The 20,098-nt window shown below is 70.5% G+C and carries 17 protein-coding genes; 9 read left to right on the top strand and 8 right to left on the bottom strand.

Annotated features, from left to right (window positions below):
• Nucleotides 1-20: 20 nt before the first annotated feature.
• The 3 genes from tsaA to xylB form a co-directional block, all read right to left on the bottom strand.
• Nucleotides 21-455, bottom strand: coding sequence for a tRNA (N6-threonylcarbamoyladenosine(37)-N6)-methyltransferase TrmO (gene tsaA, locus ACFWDI_RS24450; protein ID WP_385306817.1), 435 nt, complete (start codon nucleotides 453-455; stop codon nucleotides 21-23).
• Entirely contained in the window at nucleotides 452-913 is a 462-nt protein-coding gene (locus tag ACFWDI_RS24445; protein ID WP_385306815.1) for a pyridoxamine 5'-phosphate oxidase family protein, read from the bottom strand. Before ACFWDI_RS24445 ends, tsaA begins: the two co-directional genes overlap by 4 nt.
• A 219-nt stretch (nucleotides 914-1,132) precedes the next feature.
• A complete protein-coding gene (xylB, locus tag ACFWDI_RS24440) occupies nucleotides 1,133-2,608 on the bottom strand; it encodes a xylulokinase (RefSeq protein WP_385306813.1) in 1,476 nt (491 codons plus the stop codon).
• A 171-nt stretch (nucleotides 2,609-2,779) separates the two neighbouring features.
• Here xylB and xylA point away from each other — a divergent pair, with 171 nt between their 5' ends.
• Nucleotides 2,780-3,949 (top strand): xylose isomerase, encoded by a 1,170-nt coding sequence (xylA, locus tag ACFWDI_RS24435; protein ID WP_385306811.1) that lies wholly within the window; start codon nucleotides 2,780-2,782, stop codon nucleotides 3,947-3,949.
• 67 nt (nucleotides 3,950-4,016) lie between these two features.
• Here the strand turns inward: xylA and ACFWDI_RS24430 are convergent, their stop codons facing one another.
• The 5 genes from ACFWDI_RS24430 to ACFWDI_RS24410 are packed head-to-tail and all read right to left on the bottom strand — an operon-like array spanning nucleotide 4,017 to nucleotide 9,149.
• On the bottom strand, nucleotides 4,017-5,270 hold the full coding sequence (locus ACFWDI_RS24430; protein ID WP_385306810.1) for an ROK family protein: 1,254 nt from the start codon (nucleotides 5,268-5,270) through the stop codon (nucleotides 4,017-4,019).
• Between the two features lie 34 nt (nucleotides 5,271-5,304).
• Entirely contained in the window at nucleotides 5,305-6,750 is a 1,446-nt protein-coding gene (locus ACFWDI_RS24425; protein WP_385306808.1) for an FAD-dependent oxidoreductase, read from the bottom strand.
• The gene (locus ACFWDI_RS24420) at nucleotides 6,747-7,934 is read right to left on the bottom strand and encodes an MAB_1171c family putative transporter (RefSeq protein ID WP_385306806.1); all 1,188 of its coding nucleotides are present in this window, start codon (nucleotides 7,932-7,934) and stop codon (nucleotides 6,747-6,749) included. The genes ACFWDI_RS24425 and ACFWDI_RS24420 overlap by 4 nt, the downstream gene beginning before the upstream one ends.
• A 3-nt stretch (nucleotides 7,935-7,937) precedes the next feature.
• The gene (locus ACFWDI_RS24415; protein WP_327328562.1) at nucleotides 7,938-8,471 is read right to left on the bottom strand and encodes a toxin-antitoxin system, toxin component; all 534 of its coding nucleotides are present in this window, start codon (nucleotides 8,469-8,471) and stop codon (nucleotides 7,938-7,940) included.
• 45 nt (nucleotides 8,472-8,516) lie between these two features.
• Nucleotides 8,517-9,149, bottom strand: coding sequence for a helix-turn-helix domain-containing protein (locus ACFWDI_RS24410; protein ID WP_385306805.1), 633 nt, complete (start codon nucleotides 9,147-9,149; stop codon nucleotides 8,517-8,519).
• A 238-nt stretch (nucleotides 9,150-9,387) separates the two neighbouring features.
• On the opposite strand from ACFWDI_RS24410, the gene ACFWDI_RS24405 reads away from it, so the two are divergent.
• The 8 genes from ACFWDI_RS24405 (at nucleotide 9,388) to ACFWDI_RS24370 (ending at nucleotide 20,097) form a co-directional block, all read left to right on the top strand.
• Nucleotides 9,388-10,467 (top strand): helix-turn-helix domain-containing protein, encoded by a 1,080-nt coding sequence (locus ACFWDI_RS24405; protein WP_385306803.1) that lies wholly within the window; start codon nucleotides 9,388-9,390, stop codon nucleotides 10,465-10,467.
• A gap of 90 nt (nucleotides 10,468-10,557) precedes the next feature.
• Nucleotides 10,558-12,015, top strand: a complete 1,458-nt coding sequence (locus ACFWDI_RS24400) for a M20/M25/M40 family metallo-hydrolase (RefSeq protein ID WP_385306801.1) — start codon at nucleotides 10,558-10,560, stop codon at nucleotides 12,013-12,015.
• A 120-nt stretch (nucleotides 12,016-12,135) separates the two neighbouring features.
• Nucleotides 12,136-13,956 (top strand): glycoside hydrolase family 15 protein, encoded by a 1,821-nt coding sequence (locus ACFWDI_RS24395; RefSeq protein WP_385306800.1) that lies wholly within the window; start codon nucleotides 12,136-12,138, stop codon nucleotides 13,954-13,956.
• Nucleotides 13,957-14,046: 90 nt separating this feature from the next.
• On the top strand, nucleotides 14,047-14,247 hold the full coding sequence (locus tag ACFWDI_RS24390) for a hypothetical protein (RefSeq protein WP_385306799.1): 201 nt from the start codon (nucleotides 14,047-14,049) through the stop codon (nucleotides 14,245-14,247).
• Nucleotides 14,248-14,296: 49 nt separating this feature from the next.
• Complete coding sequence (locus ACFWDI_RS24385) at nucleotides 14,297-16,072, top strand: fatty acyl-AMP ligase (RefSeq protein WP_385306798.1); 1,776 nt, start codon at nucleotides 14,297-14,299, stop codon at nucleotides 16,070-16,072.
• Nucleotides 16,069-18,003: an acyl-CoA dehydrogenase family protein gene (locus ACFWDI_RS24380; protein WP_385306797.1), complete on the top strand. Its 1,935-nt coding sequence runs from the start codon at nucleotides 16,069-16,071 to the stop codon at nucleotides 18,001-18,003. Before ACFWDI_RS24385 ends, ACFWDI_RS24380 begins: the two co-directional genes overlap by 4 nt.
• On the top strand, nucleotides 17,997-19,739 hold the full coding sequence (locus ACFWDI_RS24375; RefSeq protein ID WP_385306795.1) for an acyl-CoA dehydrogenase: 1,743 nt from the start codon (nucleotides 17,997-17,999) through the stop codon (nucleotides 19,737-19,739). Before ACFWDI_RS24380 ends, ACFWDI_RS24375 begins: the two co-directional genes overlap by 7 nt.
• Nucleotides 19,740-19,767: 28 nt before the next feature.
• Nucleotides 19,768-20,097 (top strand): acyl carrier protein, encoded by a 330-nt coding sequence (locus ACFWDI_RS24370; RefSeq protein ID WP_327327128.1) that lies wholly within the window; start codon nucleotides 19,768-19,770, stop codon nucleotides 20,095-20,097.
• Nucleotide 20,098: the final 1 nt, after the last annotated feature.

Here is a 20,098-nt window from a genome sequence, read left to right as displayed (position 1 = left end):
CGCCGCGTGTCCGTCCCGCGTCAGCGCTCGGAGTCTCGGCCGAGCAACGGTTTCACGTCGATGACGGGTGTGCCGTCCAAGGCTTCCAGGTTGCGCACACGGACCCGTAGCCCCTCGATGGCGACGATCTCCACGCGGTGCAGCCCCACCGGATTGGGACGGTCGGGGGAGCGAGTGCTGAACACGCCCGTCTCCGGCCGCGACCGATCATCGCGCGGGCGCACTGCCAGCACGTCCCGGTGGGCGCGGTCGAGCCAGGTCAGCACGAGCACCTCGGTCCCGGCCTGCAGGTCGCGCATACCCTCCGCCACGCCCTGCTCGAACACCAGCCACGCCTCGGGCGAACCCTCGTCTCCCTGCTTCGGAGCCTCGGCGCGACGCAGCAAGGGAGACTCGACCCAGCCGATGGGCTGCAGAACGTACGGCGGCCGCTCAGGGGCGTTCTCGCCGCTCATTCGGGGATGAGCCATTGTCCGTCGCGCATGAGCTCGCGGCCCTTGAGTTCGTTCTCTTCGCGCCAGGCCTGGAGCCGCTGGGGGCGAATGCGGAAGTAGAGATAGGTGCTGCTGAGCCGGCGCGGGTCGAAGCCGGTCTTGTCGGCGAAGGCGTCGCCGGTCCCGTCCGGGAGATCGGCGGCCGCCAGAGCCTGCACCGTTCCTTCGATGAGGACGACATCGCGGGTGGGCCCGACGGCGAGGCGGACCTTGCCGGTGGCCTGGAGATTGCGGGCGGTCGGGCTGGCAGCTGCTGTGGCCACCAGCAAGGTGGTGCCGTCCCAGAGGAACGACAGCGGAATCAGATAAGGGGTCCCGCTTTCAGCGTCGGCCGTGGCCACCCATACGTCGGTGTCCTGCTCGAGCCGGCTCAGTACGTCCTGCTTGCGTTGTTTCGCGGTCCGGGCGGGCGGGGTCATCGGGAGCAGCCTCCTGAGTGCCGATCGAGATCGAGTCCGGACGTGAGGGCGGTGGTGATGGCGGTGGTGATGGCGGTGGTGATGAAGGGCAGTACGACGGGCGGGACGACGGGCGGCGCGGTCCTCGCGAGTCTGTCACGACGACCGCGCTCCACGGTGCTGTCCGGCCCCAAGAGCCCGGATCGGACCCGCGTCCACTCTCTCGTCGGCCGTCGCCGATCAGCTGAGCAACGTCGGCGCCGCCCGCTCCAGTACGGCGGAGACCCGCTCCCATGTCTCCATGTCCCGTTCCACCGGCGGCAGTTCGGCCGCGTTTCCGACCTGCCAGCTGCCCGCCACCGCCACCGGGTCCTCGCCGGTCGCCGCGCCCGCGGCCAGTGCCGCCGCGCCGAGGGCGACGAGTTCGCCGCTCTCGGGGATCAGCAGGGGACGGCCGGAGAGGCGGCGCACGGTCTCCACCCAGTGCCGCCCCTTGGCCCCGCCGCCCACCAGTCGCAGCGGGCGGGCGGCGACTTCCCCGTCGGCCGGGTCGAGGCCGCAGGCGCGCAGCACCTCGTCGAGGGCGCGCAGCACTGTGACGACCGCGCCTTCGTAGGCTGCGCCGAGGAGTTGCTGACGGCTGGTGGTGTGGCGCAGCCCGGTGAGCAGACCGGAGGCGGCGGGCAGATCAGGGGTGCGCTCGCCGTCGAGGTAGGGCAGCAGCACGACCTCACCGCCCGCCTCGGCGGTGTCGCGGTGCAGGCCCAGCAGGGCGGCGATCTTGTCGACCGCCAGCGTGCAGTTCAGCGTGCAGGCCAGCGGGAGGTACGTACCGTCGGCTGCGGCGAACCCGGCGAGTGCCGTGGACGCCGGCCGGGTGCGGCTGGCGGCGAAGACCGTGCCGGAGGTGCCGAGGCTGAGGGCCGGATGATCCAGCAGCCCGGCGCCGCCGAGCCCGAGGCCGACGGCGGCGGCCATGTTGTCGCCGGTGCCCGCGGCGACCGCGATGCCGGCGGGCAGGCCGAGTTCCGCGGCGGCAGCGGCGGTCAGTGAGCCGATACGGGCCGCGCCGGTGGTGGCCACCTCGGGCAGCAAGTCGACGTCCAGGCCGATCAGTTGGAGGAGTTCGGGGTCGTACGCTCCGTCGGCGGTGGAGTACCAGCAGGTGCCCGATGCGTCGCCGGGGTCGGTGGCCGCGATGCCCGCCAGCCGTTCGGTGAGGAAGTCGTGGGGAAGGCGGACCGCGGCCGCTGCCTTGGCCGCACGCGGTTCGTGCTCACGCAGCCACTGCCACTTCGCGGCCGTCATCGAGGCCACCGGCACCGATCCGGTACGCGCCGTCCAGGCGTCCGGGCCGCCCAGCGCCTCGGTCAGGGCGGCGGCCTGCGGGGCCGAGCGGGTGTCGTTCCAGAGCAGCGCGGGACGCACCGGATGCCCGGCGCGGTCGAGGACGACCAGGCCGTGCTGCTGCCCGGCGACCGCGATGCCGGTCACGGCCGACGCGGCGAGACCGGACTCCTTGAGGCCCATGGCGACGGCCTCGCGCAGCGCGTGCCACCACACCTCGGGATCGCTCTCGCGTGCGCCGCTCTCGCCGGTGACCTGGTGCGCGGCCCGGCCGACGGCGAGCGTACGGCCGGTGGCGGCGTCGATGAACGCGGCCTTGGCGGACTGGGTCGAGCTGTCCACGCCGATGACGACCGTCTGGGTCGGCATTGCCTCACCTCTCCCTCCCGGCCTATTTTGGCCGACGTCCAACAAATTACGTCACCCGGTCCCGCGCGAACAGATCGAGAACAGGTACTGATGGGCCCCTGTGATCATATGGGCGGGTGCAGTATTAGTAAGGTAAGAAAACAAACACCTGGATCGAAGGCGGTCATGGCGATGTCGGAACGCTTCACACCCACCCCCGAGGACAGGTTCAGCTTCGGCCTCTGGACGGTCGGCTGGCAGGGCAGGGACCCCTTCGGAGAGGCGACCCGGGCGCCGCTGGACCCCGTTGAATCCGTGCAGTACCTCGCCGGGCTCGGCGCTTACGGCGTCACGTTCCACGACGACGACCTGATCCCCTTCGGCGCTACCGAGGCCGAGCGTGAATCGCACATCAAGCGCTTCCGGCAGGCGCTGGACGCGACCGGTCTGGTGGTGCCGATGGCCACCACCAATCTCTTCACCCACCCCGTCTTCAAGGACGGCGGCTTCACCGCCAACGACCGGGACGTACGTCGTTACGCGCTGCGCAAGACCATCCGCAACATCGACCTCGCCGCCGAGCTCGGGGCCCGTACCTACGTCGCCTGGGGTGGCCGCGAGGGCGCGGAGTCGGGCGCGGCGAAGGACGTACGCACCGCTCTGGACCGGATGAAGGAAGCCTTCGACCTGCTGGGGGAGTACGTCACCGAGCAGGGGTACGACCTGCGGTTCGCCATCGAGCCCAAGCCCAATGAGCCGCGCGGGGACATCCTGCTGCCCACCGTCGGCCACGCGCTGGCCTTCATCGAGCGCCTGGAGCGGCCCGAGTTGTACGGCGTGAATCCGGAGGTCGGCCATGAGCAGATGGCCGGGCTGAACTTCACGCACTCCATCGCCCAGGCGATGTGGGCCGGCAAGCTCTTCCACATCGACCTCAACGGGCAGAGCGGCATCAAGTTCGACCAGGACCTGCGCTTCGGCGCCGGCGATCTGCGCTCCGCGTTCTGGCTGGTCGATCTGTTGGAGACAGGCGGCTACGAGGGGCCGCGGCACTTCGACTTCAAGCCGCCGCGTACCGAGGACTTCGACGGGGTGTGGGCATCGGCGGCCGGCTGTATGCGCAACTATCTGATCCTCAAGGAGCGGGCCGCCGCCTTCCGCGCGGATCCGCGGGTACAGGAGGCGCTGCGGGCCGCTCGCCTCGACGAGCTGGCCCGCCCCACCGCCGAGGACGGGTTGTCCGGGTTGCTCGCCGACCGTGCGTCGTTCGAGGAGTTCGACGTCGAGGCGGCGGCCGAGCGGGGCATGGCCTTCGAGTACCTGGACCAGCTGGCCATGGACCACCTTCTCGGCGTGCGCTGACAGCCCGGGGCCCGGTGGCTCCGCCCCGGACCCCGCGCCTCAAACGCCGGCGGGGCTGGATTGCCCCCTAGGAAACCGCGTACGCCACCGGGTCGGCCAGCACGTCCCGCACCACGAGAGCCGCCGCGCCGCGCGCCGCGTCCGCAGCCGCCGACGAGGCGCGCAGCCGCCCGCTGCCCTCGGGCCACAGCCCCGACACCACCCGGCCGGCCAGCTCGCCGCCGGCCGGCGGCGACAGCCAGGGCAGCAGCGGCCGGTAGATCCCGCCGAGCACCACCGCGTCCGGGTCGAAGAGGTTCACCGCGCCGGACAGCACCCGGCCCAGCATCAGCCCGGCCTGTCCGATCGCCGTCACCGCGCGCTCGTCGCCCGCGCCGGCCCGGCGCTCCAGTTCGGCCACGCCCGCCGCGCCGGTGGACTCGTCGATGCCCGCGGCCCGCAGCAACGCCGACTGACCCGCGTACTGCTCCAGACAGCCCCGCGAGCCGCAGCGGCACTCGGGGCCGTCCGCGGACACCACGACATGGCCGATCTCCCCGGCGAATCCGTGCGCCCCGCGCAGCAGTTCACCGTCCAGGACCAGCGCGCCGCCGACGCCGATCTCGCCCGACAGATAGAGAAAGCTGCGCACCTCGCCCAGACCGCCGAACCACAGCTCGGCCAGGGCCGCCAGATTGGCCTCGTTCTCCGCGTGCACCGGCAGCGCGGGCAGGCCGGGCCGGAGCGTTGCGAGCGCCTCGGCGAACGGAGTCTCGGCCGCGACCCCGGTCCAGCCCAGATTGGGCGCCTGCCGGACCGTACCCGCCGAGATGAGCCCCGGCAGCGCCAGTTCCGCGCCGACCGGCCGCAGCTCCTGCTCGGCGGCCGACGTCAGCGCCCGGGCAGCTATCCCGGCAGCCCGGGCGAGTACCTGGGCGGGCGGCGCGCCACGGTTGTCGAGGTGCTCGACGAGACGCACCCGGTCGGTGCCCGCCAGATCCACCACACACACCGACACATAGTCGACGTTGATCTCGACCCCGATGCCCGCGACGCCGGTACGGGCCACTTTCAGTACCGTGCCGGGCCGGCCGGCCTGACCGCTGAACGTCTTCCCGGACTCCGACAGGAAGCCGCTCTCCAGGAGTTGCTCGACCAGCGAGGAGACGGCCGCACGGGTCAGCCCCACCCGCGCCGAGACACCGGCCCGGGTCACCTCGCCCTCGTCGCGGACAGCCCGCAGCACCAGGCTGAGATTGTGCCGTCGCACCGTCTCCCGGTCGGCCTTGGGCTCCAGCGGTGTGTGGTTGCCCGCGGAGCCGCTTCTGTCATTGCCGTTCATCTCGCGGCCGAGCCTAGGCGATCCGCTGCCGATCTCACGCCTCGGCCGGGTCGGTCTCCGGCTCGCTGTGCGGTTGCTCGGCGATCTGCAGTTCCTCGTCGGTCAGCGGTGGCCCCGGCAGGCGCGGCAGCCGGGGCCCGCGCAGCGCGGCCAGCACGACCCGTGGCCCGACCAGCGAGGTGAGCGGTGCGGAGAGCGTCATCACATCCGTCAGAGCGGTGGTGACCAGGAAGTTTCCGGTCGAGGTCAGCATCAGACGGTCGACGTAGCGGCCGAGCAGCCGGTCCACCGCGCCCGGCTGCTTGCCGGTCGCCCCCGGGTAGAAGATGTCCTGTCCCGTGGCCAGGTCCCAGGCCGTTCCGGTGGACTTGGAGATGGCTCGCTGTGCCCGCCGGGCCAGCCCTGCCGAGGTGGGCCCGTGCGTCCGGATCTGGTCGCGCAAAGCCCGTACGCCCTGCGCCGCCACGGACATTCCGTGGCCGTAGACGGGATTGAAGGTGGCCACCGAGTCACCCACCGCGACGAAACCGTCGGGCCATCCGGCGACCTTCTCGAAGTACCTGCGCCGGTTGGCCGTGTTGCCGAACGTGACCACGTCGCTGATTGGCTCGGCACGCGAGATGAGCTCACCGACTATGGGGTGCCGCACTCCGCGCGCGAATGCCTCGAAGGCATCGGCCGCCTTGGTGGGCTGCCCGCCCCGGGTGCCGGACAGTGTCACGAGCCAGCGCCCGTCCTCGACCGGCAGGACGAGTGCGGACTGGCCGGGACGCTGTTCGCGCGCATTGGACTGCACATTGACGATGGGGAACTCCGCCGTGCCCCGTGGGGCACGGAAGAGGCGGCTGGCGTACACCAGGCCGGCGTCCACCTGGTCCTCGCGCACCGCATCGACGCCCAGCGCCCGCAGCAGTTCCGGCGCGCGAGTGCCGCGGCCGCTGCAGTCGACGACCAGATCGGCAGCCAGGACGCGCTCACCGCCGTCAGGGGTCCGCACCCGCACCCCTGTCACACGGACGGAACTTCCTTCGAGGGCGAGCAGTTTGGTGTGCTCGAGCAGGGTGATGCGCGGCTCTGCCAGGACCTGCTCGCGTACGACCCAGTCGAGCAGATCGCGGCTGCAGGCGATCAGGTAGTGAGTCTCGGTCCAGCGCCGGTACCAGCCCTGCGGAGACAGTCCGACCATGCCCGTCGGCAGTGGGATGCGGCGGGCGCCGGCCGCCAGCCAGCGAGCGGTGACACCGGGCAGCAGGGACTCGATCGCCTCGACTCCTCCGCACCACAGTATGTGGGCATGACCTGCCTGAGGCAGGTGCTTACGGGGTTCGGGGCCGGCCGGGAGGGAGTCGCGTTCCACGACGGTGACCTCGTCGGCGAACTCGCCCAGTGCGGCGGCCGCCAGCATCCCGGCCAGTCCTCCGCCGACGACGACGGCGTGACGGAGGGCAGGGCCCGCGCCGGGTCTGTGTGGTTGGCTCATGGGTGACTGCTCTCTGACCTGGCCGCACAACGGCGGGCTGCTGCAACGACAGGCGAGTGACGCAACGCTCGGGAGATACCGACGAGATCGCGCTGTGCCTGCTCGGGTGCGGCGGAACGGGTGTCCGCCGCGGTGATGATCATCCCTTGCGGGTCGGCGTCCCGGGCGATCACCGCGGCGGCCAGCATCGCCGCCTCGGCGACGGCCTCCGCCTGGTGCGTATCGGTCCCCGAAGCGAGCGCCGCGGCATGGGACTCCGCCCGCAGGCCGTGGTCGAAGTACGGGTCCAGAGCAAGGATGCCGTCGTGGATGAAGGCTTCCCGCTGGGTAAGCCGGAGGTCGAGGGACGACCACCGGGAGATCGGGACCGCCATGGCACCTTCAGGAGCGGTGGAGCGCAGTTCGCGCCAGAGCGCGCCCAGCTTCCAGTAGGTGGACCAACTCTGCCAGGACTCGGAGAGACGCTGTCCGGCCACCGGGAGAATGAACCCGGCGGCGATGATCAGAGCGGAGGCGGACGCCAGCGGCGGTGCCACGCGGGTGCTCAGGGCGTCCCAGTTGTGCCCGGCCCACCGAGCGGACACGGCGGAGTACTTGGCCGCGTCGAAGCCGAGGTTGAGGAAGTAGCCGATCATGATCAGCACCAGACCGGTGCGCAGCCAGCCGTGGACCCGCAACGACCAGCGCCAGCACAGGACGGTCATCACGACCGCCGCCACCGTGTGCGCCACAAGATAGAGGACGATCATCTCGCGCATGTACGGAGTGTTCGCGTAGTACGTGTCCAGGTCCCGCAGTCGCTCGACGGGAGCGTCACCGAGGGCGAACAGGACGATCATCGCCACGATGACCGTGCCGTACGCGGTGATGCAGCGGCGGGACGCACGCCGGGTGACTTCGGGCGGGCCTCCGCGCCAGTTGATGATGAGCACAAGGCAGGAAGCACTGAAGGCCGTGAGGATGCAGTAGACGAGCGGTGCGGAGAAGTTGGGTACACCGGTGATGCGGTTCACCGCGGCGATGGTGGGCGGCGCCGCGAAGAAGAACACCGAGACGGCCACCAGCAACAGCGCGCTGACGGACCGCAGCAGCGGATCACGCCAGGTGCGGCTGATTCCGGGCAGCCGGAACGCGAACGCGACGGCGAGCGCGGCCCCGGGTATGTAGAAGTCCAGACCCTCCACGCATCAGCCCTGCGGTTTTCGGTATCCCAGCGACGCTTCGATCCGGCCTTCGATCGCATCCCGGCCGGGAACGCGGCCGCGTGTGTGCGAACCTGCCAGCCAGGAACGGCATTTGGTGCTCAGCAGCAGTCCGAAGGTCTCCGCCTCGTTCTCCTCGGCCGCGTCGAAGCGCGTACGGGCGGCGACCTTGAGCACGGTGTCCTGCAGATCGGCGCCGTCCGTCAGCAGCCGCGCCGCGACGGCCGCGCCTTCGACATGGTGGCTGCAGTGACCGGCCTGCATATGCCACAACTCATGTCCGAGGATCACCAGTTGGTGGTCGGGAGCGGTACGTTCCTCAATGACGATCAGGTCCTGGTCGGCCATGTCGAGCCACAGTCCGCTGGCGGTTCCCGGCGGGAACGAAGCCACGCGGAACTGGACCGGCCGGCCCCGGCGGCTGCCCATCTTCTTGCACAGCGCCGCATAGAGATCTGCCGGTTCCGCAGGGACGGGCAGATCGATTCCGGCCATGAGCTCGCCGCACAACCGCCGCATCTCTTTGCCTATGCTCACCGTTCTCCCGTCGGCGCAGAGTTCATTTCAGGACTCCGTCGGCTTGACGCTCTCCAGGAGCATGTCGAGCCACTCGGTGACCTTGTCCCGGTGTTTGTCGGTGGGGAGTTGGGCCGCACGCCAGGCGATGCCCCGTACCCCGTGGTCCTGCAGCAGACGCTCCAGCGGATCGCCGTCACCGGCGAAGTCCTGCAGCAGGGTCTGCTCGGTGCGCTGCAGGGCGCCGTCGAGTGCGTCGGCGTCCTCGGCGGTCAGGAATCCGGCGTGGACCTTGAAGAACCGCTGGATCGCGTCGCAGTGTTCCATGGTCGGCCGGCGGTCGCCGTTGATGAGGGCCCCCGCCTGCTGTCGTGACATGCCCGCGCCGTCGGCGATCTCCTGCTGGGTGTAGCGGCGGCCGTTGGGCTTCAGCCGTGTTCTGCGCAACAGATCGAAGCGCTGCAGAAAGCGTGCCTGGAGGTCGGGTTCGCCGGCCCGGTGCCCGGCGAGCAGGGCGCCGACGACGTCGGCGGGGACGCCCGAGGCCTCGGAGAGCTGATGGATGTCGAATACCTCGCCGTGGGGCAGCCCGAGCTTGTCCGCGAGCTCGGCGACACGGGCAACGGATGCCGTCAGGGGGACTGTGGCCGTCGAACCCGGAACCGAGAAGCCGTCTGTCACCAGTAGGTCTCCTAGATCACGCGAGGCAGCCCCGCATACAGTGGCGCTGCCGGGAGATTATCCGTTTCGGAAGAGCGTAGCCAGGTCTTGCCACAGCTGTGGCGCGAATTGAGCGGTCAATGGCGGGCAATGCCACGATAGTTGACATGGTCGTTGTTGCGGTAGCAGGATCGCCACGCGGTGATGATGATCCAAATGGCCCTGCCGCAGCGGGACTTCGAGAAGGGTGGCGTTCTCGATGACACATGAGGCAGGCGTGGAACGGCCTGGTGTCCAAGGGCGCCGAGGGTGTGCCGGAACGGGCCGTGGCGCGGTGCGGGCGAGGCGGGTCACCGACGTCCTCCGGCGGCGCCGGGAGGAGCTCGGCCTGAGCGTGGAGGACGTCGCCGCGCGGCTCGAGATCAGCACGGGCGCGTACGGCAGCTGGGAGCGGACACCCGCCCAGGAGTGGACCGACGAGACGCTCTGTGCCCTGGTCAAGGCTCTCGAGATGAGCGATCAGCAGGGAGGATGGCTCTTCCGCCTCGCTGTCGACCGTGATCCGCCGCCGCCCTGGAAGACGCCTGTCGGGGCGTCCGTTCCGGCGCCTGTGCTGGGGCCCGCGCGTCCGTCCGGTCCCGCGTTTCCGTCCGGGCCCGTACGTCCGTACATCCCTGTGTCCCCGTCGTTGCCCGCGAGCCCGTCCGGTCCTGCCGATCGGGCTGATCCCGCGGAGAGTTCCGACCCCGAGACACGGGCCTATCTGCGGGACTACGCCGTGATGATGGACGCCGTGCCGCTGCCCTCCGTGCTCTTCGACCGGCGCTGGGAGGTGGCGCACGCCAACCCGGCCTTCGACGCGCTCTTCCGCGGCATCGGGCCGCACCCCACGGCCATGCCGGACCAGAACTTCCTCCGGTTCGTGCTCTTCCACCCGGACGCGGGCACGGTGCTCGCCGACCGCGAGACGAGCTGGTGCCTGCCATTGCTGGCGCAGTTGGAGTCCGCCCTGGAGAGCGACGACCAGGACCGAGTCCTTCAGGCCATTCGTCACGACATCGCCGAGGACCCGATCATGGACGCCGCCTACCGGTGCGGTCTTCCGCACTGGATGCGCGCCGCGGGCGCTGCCGCCGTCCATCACGATGGCGCCCTGCGGCCGCTCCATCACCCCGATCCCCGCCGGGGACGCACCGAGTGCCGGATCGTCGACGAGACCCCCGCGAGCCTTCAGGGCCGGGGGTTCACCAGGATGACGCTGGTACTGCGCGAAACGCGCGTAGCCGAACCGGTGCTGCGGCGGGGCAAATCTCATCTGAGGGCCGTCTCCAGCGGTTGAGCCGGGACCGGGGGCCGAGCCGGGGCCGACGCCGGCGGCAGCGGTCCCCTCACCCTTGTCAGTGGTTGGCGCGTCCATGACGATGAGCTCATGTCGCAGCAGACCTCAGGAAACGCAGGCGGCCCCACCAACCCCCTTGGCACCGGCCGGAGAACGGTTCTGTCGGCCGCAGCCGGAACCGCCGCGCTCGGCGCGGCGCTGACCGGCGTCGGCGCACCGCCCGCGGCCGCCGCGGCGCGCACCCCCGACCGGGACCGCCCCGCCACCGCCCAGCTCCCCTCCCGCGAACTGCGCGCGCTCCTGCGGGAGATCGACCGGGACCGTATCGAGGCGACGGTGCGCAAGCTCGCCTCCTTCGGCACCCGGCACACCCTCTCCAGCCAGGACGACCCGAAGCGCGGGATCGGCGCGGCCCGCGACTGGATCCTCGCCGAGCTGAAGCGGTGCGCCATCGGCAGCGGCGGCCGGATGACGGTCGAGCTGCAGTCGTACATCCAGGAACCGGTGCCGCGCATCCCCGTGGCGACCCGTATCACCAACATCGTCGCGACCCTGCGCGGCTCCGCCGACCCCGACCGTGTCTATGTCGTCTCCGGGCACTACGACTCACGCGCCACCGACGTCATGGACGCAACCAGCGACGCGCCCGGCGCCGACGACGACGCCTCCGGGGTCGCCGTCGCCATGGAGCTCGCCCGGGTCATGGCCACCCGCCGCCCCGCCGCGACCATCGTCTTCGCGGCCGTCGCCGGCGAGGAGCAGGGCCTGTTCGGCGCGGCCCACATGGCGCGGACCTTCAAGACGGCCGGCGTGGACCTCCAGGGCATGTTCACCGACGACATCGTGGGCAGCCCCACGGCCGACGACGGGGCCCGGGATCCGTACACCATCCGGCTGTTCGCCGAGGGAGTCCCCACCTCCGAGACCCCCGAAGAGGCCGCGACCCGCCGCTCGGTGGGCGGCGAGAACGACTCCCCGTCCCGCCAGCTCGCCCGCTTCGTACGCGATGTGGCCGACAACGACGCCACCGGTATGCACGTCCGCGTCGTCTACCGCCGCGACCGCTATCTGCGCGGCGGCGACCACATCCCCTACCTCGAACGCGGCTTTCCCGCCGCCCGGTTCACCGAACCCGCCGAGGACTTCGCGCACCAGCACCAGGATGTGAAGGTGGTCGACGGCAAGCAGTACGGCGATCTGCCGGAGTTCTGCGACTTCGGCTACATCGCGCGCGTGGCCAAGGTCAACGGCGCCGCCCTGTGGACCCTCGCCCAGGCGCCCGGCACCCCCAAGGGAGCGAAGATCCTCACCAGCGCGCTGACCAACGCGACCGAGCTGGTGTGGCAGCGCGGCAGCGAAGCCGATCTCGCCGGCTACGAAGTGGTGTGGCGCGAAACCACCGCGCCCGAGTGGACCCATGTCGTCCCGGCCGGTGACACGACCAGCCACACGGTCGATCTCTCCAAGGACAACGTCTTCTTCGGCGTCCGCGCCGTGAACCGGGCCGGGCTGCGCAGCCCGGTGGCATTCCCCGCTCCCCAGCGCTGATGTCGGCGGCCAGCCGAGACTTGAGGTGTCACGCGTAACGTGCCCGAATCCCCTGCGTTCCGCGGGGGAGACGGGGGTCCGCCTCCGGAAGACGGCTGCGACGGTGTTCCGGGAGTTCGTGTGGCTGCGCTCATCGAGGACTATGCACTGATCGGGGACATGCAGACCGCCGCCCTGATCGCCAGGGACGGATCGGTCGACTGGTTCTGTCTGCCGCGCTTCGACTCGCCCGCGGTCTTCGCCGGGCTGCTCGGCACCGAGGACCACGGCTTCTGGCGGCTGGCGCCCGCGGGGCCCGCCGACGCCGCGGGCACCGCCACCCGCCGCCGCTACCGCGGTGACTCACTTGTCCTGGAATCGGAGTGGGACACCCCGGAAGGAACGGTTCGGCTGATTGACTTCATGCCGCCCAGGGGCGCGGGCCGCGGTAGGCCGGATGCCGCACCGTGTCTCGTACGAATAGTGGAGGGCGTCTCAGGCCGGGTCCGCATGAGTTCCGCACTGCGGATGCGCTTCAGCTACGGCCGGATCGTCCCGTGGGTGCAGCGCGAGCACGGACCCGGCGGCCGGGACCGGCTCGTCGCCGTCGCCGGCCCGGACGCGCTCTGGCTCGACGCGGACGTCGGCACCTACGGCAGCGATCTGACCACCCACGCCGCCTTCAGCGTCGGCGCGGGCGAGCGCGTCACCCTCACCCTGAGCTGGCAGCCCTCCCACGGCGACGCGCCGCCCCGGCCCGACGCCGCCCAACTCCTCACCGACACCGAGAACTTCTGGTCCCACTGGACCGGCCAGTGCAGCTACTCGGGACCCTGGCGCGAGGCCGTGGTCCGCTCGCTGATCACCCTCAAGGCGCTCACCTACGCCCCGACCGGCGGAATCGTCGCCGCGCCCACCACCTCCCTGCCCGAGGAGATCGGCGGCGTACGCAACTGGGACTACCGCTACGCCTGGCTGCGCGACGCCGCCATGACCCTCACCGCACTGCTGCGCACCGGCTACCGCGAGGAGGCCCGCCGGTGGCGGGAGTGGCTGCTGCGGGCCGTGGCCGGGGACGCGCAGAACCTCCAGATCATGTACGGAGTCGCGGGGGAGCGCGAACTGCCGGAGGCCGAACTCCCTTGGCTGCCCGGCTACGAGAAGTCAGGACCGGTTCGCATCGGCAACGGTGCCGCCAACCAGCTCCAGCTCGATGTGTACGGCGAGGTCGTGGACGCCCTCTGGCTGGGCCAGACCTCGGGACTCTCCCGCGACGACAGCACCCACATCCTCCAGATGAAGCTGATGAACCACCTCGAGTCCAACTGGCGGGAGCCGGACGAGGGCATCTGGGAAGTGCGCGGCCCACGCCGCGACTTCGTCCACTCCAAGGTGATGACCTGGGTCGCCGCGGACCGCACCGTACGCAGACTGTCGAGACTGCCGCTGGAGAGCCCGGTGCAGCGCTGGCGAGCGCTGCGCGACGAGATACACCGCGACGTCTGCGCCCACGGCTACGACCCCGAGCGCAACACCTTCACGCAGTACTACGGCTCCAGCGAACTGGACGCTTCGCTACTGCTCATCCCGCAGATGGGCTTTCTGCCGCCCGACGACCCGCGTGTGGTCGGCACCATCGAAGCCGTGCAGCGGGAGCTGTGCGACGACGGCTTCGTACGCCGCTATCCGGTGCCCGGGGGCGGTTCGGAGACGCTCGGCGGAGACGGACTGCCCGGCGGCGAAGGCGTCTTCCTGGCCTGCTCCTTCTGGCTCGCGCACGATCTGGCGCTGATCGGCCGCAGGTCCGAGGCACGCCAACTGTTCGAACGGCTGCTGGCGCTGCGTACGGATCTCGGTCTGCTGGCCGAGGAGTGGGACACCCGGCGCGGCCGGCTGGTGGGGAACTTCCCCCAGGCCTTCAGCCATGTGCCGCTGATCGACACGGCTCTGCGACTGTCCTGAACGCAGGTCCGCGGCCCGCGCCTAGAGCGAGAGTCGACCGGCCCGGCGCATGGTCGTACGGCACTTGCATTTCCGCAGAGGAGAGTGGCCATGTCGTCATTAAGAAGTTTCGTCCTCGTCAATGTGCTGCGTCCGATGGGCCGGGCACTGATCGCCTACGGGATGTACTGGGTGTGGATCCCGGGCGTCAACCATGAGGAAATCATGCCGCGAGACAGTTTCCCCCGAGAAGACAGCCAGGAATATCTCAGTCTTTTCGATCAGATCGAGCCGCCTTCAAGGCGGTCTTGAGACGCATTTCCCAAGCTCTGGCCATAAGTACGCGGCTCTGGGGGAAAAAATGGCTGCACACCGGAACTTCACCGAACTCGCGTTGCACAGAGCATCGGAACTCGCGCGCCAGGAGGCCTATTTCTGCGTCCGCGCGAATCAGCAGGGAGAGCTGGAATCCGATGTGCTCAGCTATGGCGAGCTCGATGAAAAAGCGAAACGGCTGGCCTCCTGGCTCCAGGAACACGGATCGCACGGCCACCGGGTGCTCATCCTCCAGAGCGGCGTACGGGAATTCATGAGCAGCTTCCTCGGCTGTCTCTACGCCGGGGCCGTGGCCGTGCCCGCACCGGCGCCCGTCGGATCGCGGCAGAACGTCGAACGGGTTGCCAACATCGTCCGCGACGCCTCCGTCAGCTACATCCTGACCGACGCCGCGATGGCGTCGACCGTCTCCCAGCTGCTGGCCAACATCGGCCACCCCGAGGTCGCGTGCCTGGCCACCGACCGCGCGGAGGTCGGCGACCCGGGCGCCTGGCAGGAGCCCGGCCTGTACCCCGACGATGTGGCGTTCCTGCAGTACACCTCGGGATCGGTGAGCGATCCCAAGGGCGTCATGGTCACCCACCGCAATCTGCTCGCCAATCAGCGCGCCATCCAGCAGGCAATGCGCACGACCCGTGACTCCCGGGTGGGCGGCTGGCTGCCGTTCCACCACGACATGGGACTCGTCGGGCATCTGCTGCACCCTTTGTGGCTCGGCGGCGCCGGAGTGCTGATGCCGCCGATGACCTTTGTGAAGCGCCCGCTGCGCTGGCTGCAGATGGTGGACCAGTTCGGCATCACCACCGGCGGCGGTCCCAACCTGGCGTACGACCTGTGCCTGCGCCGCATCAAGGACGACCAGATCGAGCAACTCGACCTCTCCCGCTGGGAGACGGCCGTCAACGGCGCGGAGCCGGTGCGGGCCGAGACCATGGAGGCCTTCGCCGAGCGCTTCGCACCCGCCGGCTTCCGCAAGGAGGCCTTCTACCCCTGCTACGGACTCGCCGAGTCCACCCTGCTGGTCACAGGTGGGGAACCCGGGCGAAGGGCCAACTCCCTGATCGTGGACGCCGTCGACCTCGAACACCACCGGCTGAGTCCCGCCCCGGCAGGCCGGCCGGCCAGGACACTGGTCAGCTCGGGCAGGCCGCAGCAGTGCGAGGTGGCCATAGTCGACCCCGCGAACTGCAGAAAGCTGCCCGGCGGCGAGGTGGGCGAGGTCTGGTTGCGCGGCGAGAGCGTCGCCCGCGGCTACTGGAACCGCCCGCTGGAGAACGCCCACGCCTTCAAGGCCACCACCGAGGACGGCGACGAGGGCTATCTGCGCACCGGAGACCTCGGCGCCATGGTCGGCGAAGAGCTCTACATCACCGGGCGGATGAAGGACATCATGATCGTGGCGGGCCGCAACCTCTACCCGCAGGACATCGAGCGCAGCGTCCAGCGAGTGAGCGCCCTCTTCGGCTCCAGCGCCGCCTTCGCCGTCGAGTCCGACCGGGACCATGTCGTCGTCGTCCAGGAGGTGCGCACCGGTTCCGGCTTCGAGGCCGAACTGGCCTCGCTCTCCGCCGCGGTACGGATGTGTGTGTCCAAGGAGTTCGAGGTCGCGGCCGAGAACGTACTGCTGGTCCGCCCCGGCACCGTACGCCGCACCACCAGCGGGAAACTCCAGCGCACCGCCATGCGGCAGCTGTTCCTCGACGGACGGATCCAGCCGCTGCACGAAGTGCTGCACCCGGAGGTCCGCGAGCTGGTCTCGGTGAGCGGCGGCCAGGACGGCTCCGACGGGACCGGCGGATGACGGCGATCACCGAACCGGCGGAGGCGGTACGGACCGAGGCCGTACGGACCGAGGACGCCTTGGCCGCCGAGGCGGTACGGACCGAGGACCCCGCGGCCGCCGCGGATGCTTCGGCCGCCGTGGACGCCGCGGAATCCGACACGGCCCCCGGCCTGCGCTGGCAGCTCGCGGAACAGCTGGACCGGCGGCTCGGCGACCCCAACGCCGCGGGTCCGCTCTCCTACGCCCGCGCCGCCGGCGACGACGCCGCCGAGGAGTTCCCGGCGGCCGCCTGCGAACTGCTGAGCGCCCTCGGCGTCCACCACTACTACATCCCCGCGGAGTACGGCGGTTCGCTCACCGGCTGCCCGCAACTGCTCGAAATCGTGCGCACCATCGCCCGCCGCGATCTGACCACCGCCATCGGACACGGCAAGACGTTCCTCGGCGCCGTCTGCGTCTGGGTCGCCGAGGACCGCGCCGGAGCCGAACGCCTCGCCTCCCTGGTACGAGCCGGTGAACCGGTCTCCCTCGGACTCACCGAACGCACCCACGGCAGCGATCTGATGGCCGGCGAGGTCGTCGCGGAACACACCGACGGCGGCTACCTCATCAGCGGCGAGAAGTGGCTCATCAACAACGCCACCCGGGGCCGGCTCGTCTGCCTCCTCGCCCGCACCGCCGCCGAGGGCGGCCCGCGCGGCTTCAGCCTGCTGCTCGTCGACAAGGACGAACTGCCGGACCACACCTACCGCACCCTGCCGAAAGTGCACACCCTCGGTATCCGCGGCGCGGACATCAGCGGCATCGCCTTCGACCGGGCGCCCGTCGACGCCTGCGGCCTGGTCGGCCGCGAGGGCGAAGGCCCCGAGACCGTACTCAAGGCCCTGCAGATCACCCGTTCGCTGTGCACCGCACTCTCGCTCGGCGCGGCCGACCACGGACTGCGTGTCGCCTACGGTTTCGCCGCCGAGCGCGAGCTGTACGGACGTAAGCTGCTCGACCTCCCCGCGGCCCGCCGGACCCTGGCCGAGACCTACGCCGATCTGCTCGCGATGGAAGCCCTGAGCACTGTCGCCGCACGTTCCATCCACACTCTGACCGACGAACTCAGCGTCACCTCCGCGGTGGCCAAGTATCTGGTGCCGACCGTGGCCGACGACATCCTGAACCGGCTGCGCGGGGTGCTCGGCGCACGCGCCTTCCTCACCGACTACTACGCACACGGCCGATTCCAGAAGCTGGAGCGCGACCACCGCATCGTCGGAATCTTCGACGGCAACACCATGGTCAACCTCTATGCCCTCACCGCCCAGTTCCGCACCCTGGCCCGCCGCCACCCCGTCCACGACCGCGACCCGGACACCGTCGCCGCCACCTTCTGCCACGCCCGCGAGCTGCACGGGCTGCGCCCCGGCCGGCTCAGCCTGCTCGCGCGGCGCGGCAGCACCGTACTCGGATCGCTGCCGAAGACCGCGGAGGTGCTCGGCGCGCAGGCGTCCCGGGAGCCCGAGCTCGGCCCGGCCGCCGCGCTCGCCCACACGCTGGCGCGGGCGGCGGCCGAACTGCACACCAGGATGCGGGCCGCACGCCCCGTGCCCGGCGGCGCACCGGTCGAGAGCTTCGACCTGGCGCGCGGCTACAGCATCTGCTTCGCCGCCGCCTGCTGCCTCGGCGTATGGCATCACAACCGGCGCCTCGCACGCGAGGTGCGCACCGCCGGGCTGTGGACGTCGGGCCTCTGGCTCGAAGCCGTACTGGCCCGGCTCATGGACCGGCTCGAGCAGGCGGTCCCAGGGATTACGGGCCCGCAGCCACGGCGGCCCGCGGCCTACGACGCCGGGCTGGAGTCGCTGTTCGAGCGGTTGCTCGGCCGGCTGACCGCGCAGTACGAAGCCGGAGACCTCTTCTCGCTGCTGCCAGGCCGTATCGCAGAAGGACCGCCATGCTGACTCCGAACGCGGAAGAAGTTCTCATCCAGCAGCGCGTCGCCCACCTGGAGAGGTGCCTCGGCGACCCCGGAGATCCCGGCAACCCGCTCGGCCTGGCCGCGCTGCTCGCCGCCGACGAGCGCGGCGAACTGCTCGCCGAGGCCGAGCAGGCCCTGGCGGAGTTCCGGCTCAACGCCGAATTCGTACCGACGGAGCTCGGCGGCCGGCTGGAGCGGATCGACACGCTCGGCCGGGTGCTGCGCGGAGTCTTCCGCAGGGACGCCAGCCTGGGACTCGGCTACGGCGCCACCACCTTCCTCGCGGCGATCGCGGTCTGGGCGGCCGGCACCCCCGAACAGCAGCGGAAGGTCGCCGATCTGCTGCTCGGCGGCGGTCGGCTGGCCATCGCGTACCACGAACTCGCGCACGGCAACGACTTCGTACGCAATGAGTTCCGGGCCACGCCGACCGACGACGGCTTTGTGATGTCCGGCGCCAAACACGTCATCAACAACGTCGAACGGGCCGAAGCGCTGGTGCTGTTCAGCCGCACCGAGGAGACCGTCGGCAGCCGCAGCCACTCCGTGCTCCTCGTCGACAAGGCCGCCGTCCCCGCCGACCGCTACAGCTATCTGCCGCGGTACGAGACCGTCGGCGTACGCGGCTGCCAGAACGCGGGCGTGGAGTTCACCGACTGCCCGCTGCCCGCCGACGCGCTGGTCGGCAAGCTCGGCGACGGGGTCGAACTGGCCCTGCGCTCCTTCCAGATCACCCGCAGCGTGCTGCCTTCCATGATCCTCGGCGGCGGTGACACGGCACTGCGCACCGCGGTCGGCTTCGCACTGGACCGCAAGCTCTACCACCGCTCCGTCCTGGAGATCCCGCACGCCCGCGCCACCATCGTCGGCGCCTTCACCGATCTGCTGATCAGCGACTGCCTGGCACTGACCGCCACCCGGGCCGTACATCTGGTCCCGGAGTCCACCAGCGTCTACGCGGCCGCCGTGAAGTATCTGCTGCCCAAGCTGCTCACCGAGACCGCCTACGACCTGTCCATCGTCCTCGGCGCCAACTTCTATGTACGCGACGGGGCTTACGGAGCCTTCCAGAAGCATGTGCGCGATCTGCCCATGATCAGCCTCGGTCACGCGGGCACCGCAGCCTGCCAGGCCACGATCATCCCGCAGCTGCCGAGGCTCGCCCGCACCGCCTGGTTCTCCGGAAAGCCGGCACCCGAGGGGCTGTTCCGGGTCCGCGACGGACTCCCGCCGCGCGACCCGGCCCGGCTGGTACTGGTCGCCGGAAGCGATCCGCTCGTCGGCTCGCTGGAAGGCGCGGCGGAGACCATCGCGGGCGCCGCCGGCTCCCGGGCCGGCGAGTACACCGAGGCGCTCACCGCCCTGGCCGCGGCGCTCGAGGACGAGCTGCGCAGCCTCCAGGCCGAGTGCCGGGACATGTCACCGAAGGACCGCACCGTCCTGGCAAGCCCCAAGGCGTACGCCATCGCGGACCGCTACACGCTGCTGCTGGCCGGTGCGGCCTGCCTCGGCGTATGGCTGCACCAGGACCCGGACGACGACCCGTTCCTCGCCTCGCCCGCCTGGCTCGCCGCCGCGCTCACCCGGCTGGTGAAGCGGCTCGGCCATCCGCTGCCCGGGCTCCCGGACGGCTGGGACGACCGGCTGCTCCACGAGGTCCTGAACCGTTATCACGAAGCACGCAGTTACGACCTGTACGACACCCCGATCGCCGGCTGACCGCAGACACGTTGTTGAGGAGCATCAGATGGTGCTGCATTCCACCGGGGGAGAAGCCCCGGGTCCCTGGTCGACCAAGCCTGTGGCCGAATTCGACGAGCGCGACTTCCGCAACTGGCTGATCACCCGGCTGAGCGAGTATCTGCAGCGCCCCGCCGAGGAGATCGGCCCGCGCACACCCTTCGCGGAGTACGGGCTGGACTCGGTGGCGGCGCTCAGCCTCTACGGGGACATCGAGGAGGAGTTCGGTCTCTTCCTCGAACCGACCGTCGCCTGGGACCACCCCACGGCCGACGATCTGGCCCGTCACGTTGCCGAGGAGTTCACGAAGGCCGGCGGCGAGCATCGGGAGGTGTGAC

This window comes from Streptomyces sp. NPDC060064, assembly GCF_042736455.1.
In the GTDB taxonomy this organism is placed as follows: domain Bacteria; phylum Actinomycetota; class Actinomycetes; order Streptomycetales; family Streptomycetaceae; genus Streptomyces.
This window is presented reverse-complemented; position numbering and strand designations above follow the sequence as displayed.

Coding starts and splice junctions, on each gene's coding strand:
- tsaA (WP_385306817.1), bottom strand. CDS start 455: ATGAGCGGCGAGAACGCCCCTGAGCGGCCGCCGTACGTTCTGCAGCCC.
- ACFWDI_RS24445 (WP_385306815.1), bottom strand. CDS start 913: ATGACCCCGCCCGCCCGGACCGCGAAACAACGCAAGCAGGACGTACTG.
- xylB (WP_385306813.1), bottom strand. CDS start 2,608: ATGCCGACCCAGACGGTCGTCATCGGCGTGGACAGCTCGACCCAGTCC.
- xylA (WP_385306811.1), top strand. CDS start 2,780: ATGTCGGAACGCTTCACACCCACCCCCGAGGACAGGTTCAGCTTCGGC.
- ACFWDI_RS24430 (WP_385306810.1), bottom strand. CDS start 5,270: ATGAACGGCAATGACAGAAGCGGCTCCGCGGGCAACCACACACCGCTG.
- ACFWDI_RS24425 (WP_385306808.1), bottom strand. CDS start 6,750: ATGAGCCAACCACACAGACCCGGCGCGGGCCCTGCCCTCCGTCACGCC.
- ACFWDI_RS24415 (WP_327328562.1), bottom strand. CDS start 8,471: ATGCGGCGGTTGTGCGGCGAGCTCATGGCCGGAATCGATCTGCCCGTC.
- ACFWDI_RS24405 (WP_385306803.1), top strand. CDS start 9,388: ATGACACATGAGGCAGGCGTGGAACGGCCTGGTGTCCAAGGGCGCCGA.
- ACFWDI_RS24400 (WP_385306801.1), top strand. CDS start 10,558: ATGTCGCAGCAGACCTCAGGAAACGCAGGCGGCCCCACCAACCCCCTT.
- ACFWDI_RS24390 (WP_385306799.1), top strand. CDS start 14,047: ATGTCGTCATTAAGAAGTTTCGTCCTCGTCAATGTGCTGCGTCCGATG.
- ACFWDI_RS24385 (WP_385306798.1), top strand. CDS start 14,297: ATGGCTGCACACCGGAACTTCACCGAACTCGCGTTGCACAGAGCATCG.
- ACFWDI_RS24380 (WP_385306797.1), top strand. CDS start 16,069: ATGACGGCGATCACCGAACCGGCGGAGGCGGTACGGACCGAGGCCGTA.
- ACFWDI_RS24375 (WP_385306795.1), top strand. CDS start 17,997: ATGCTGACTCCGAACGCGGAAGAAGTTCTCATCCAGCAGCGCGTCGCC.
- ACFWDI_RS24370 (WP_327327128.1), top strand. CDS start 19,768: ATGGTGCTGCATTCCACCGGGGGAGAAGCCCCGGGTCCCTGGTCGACC.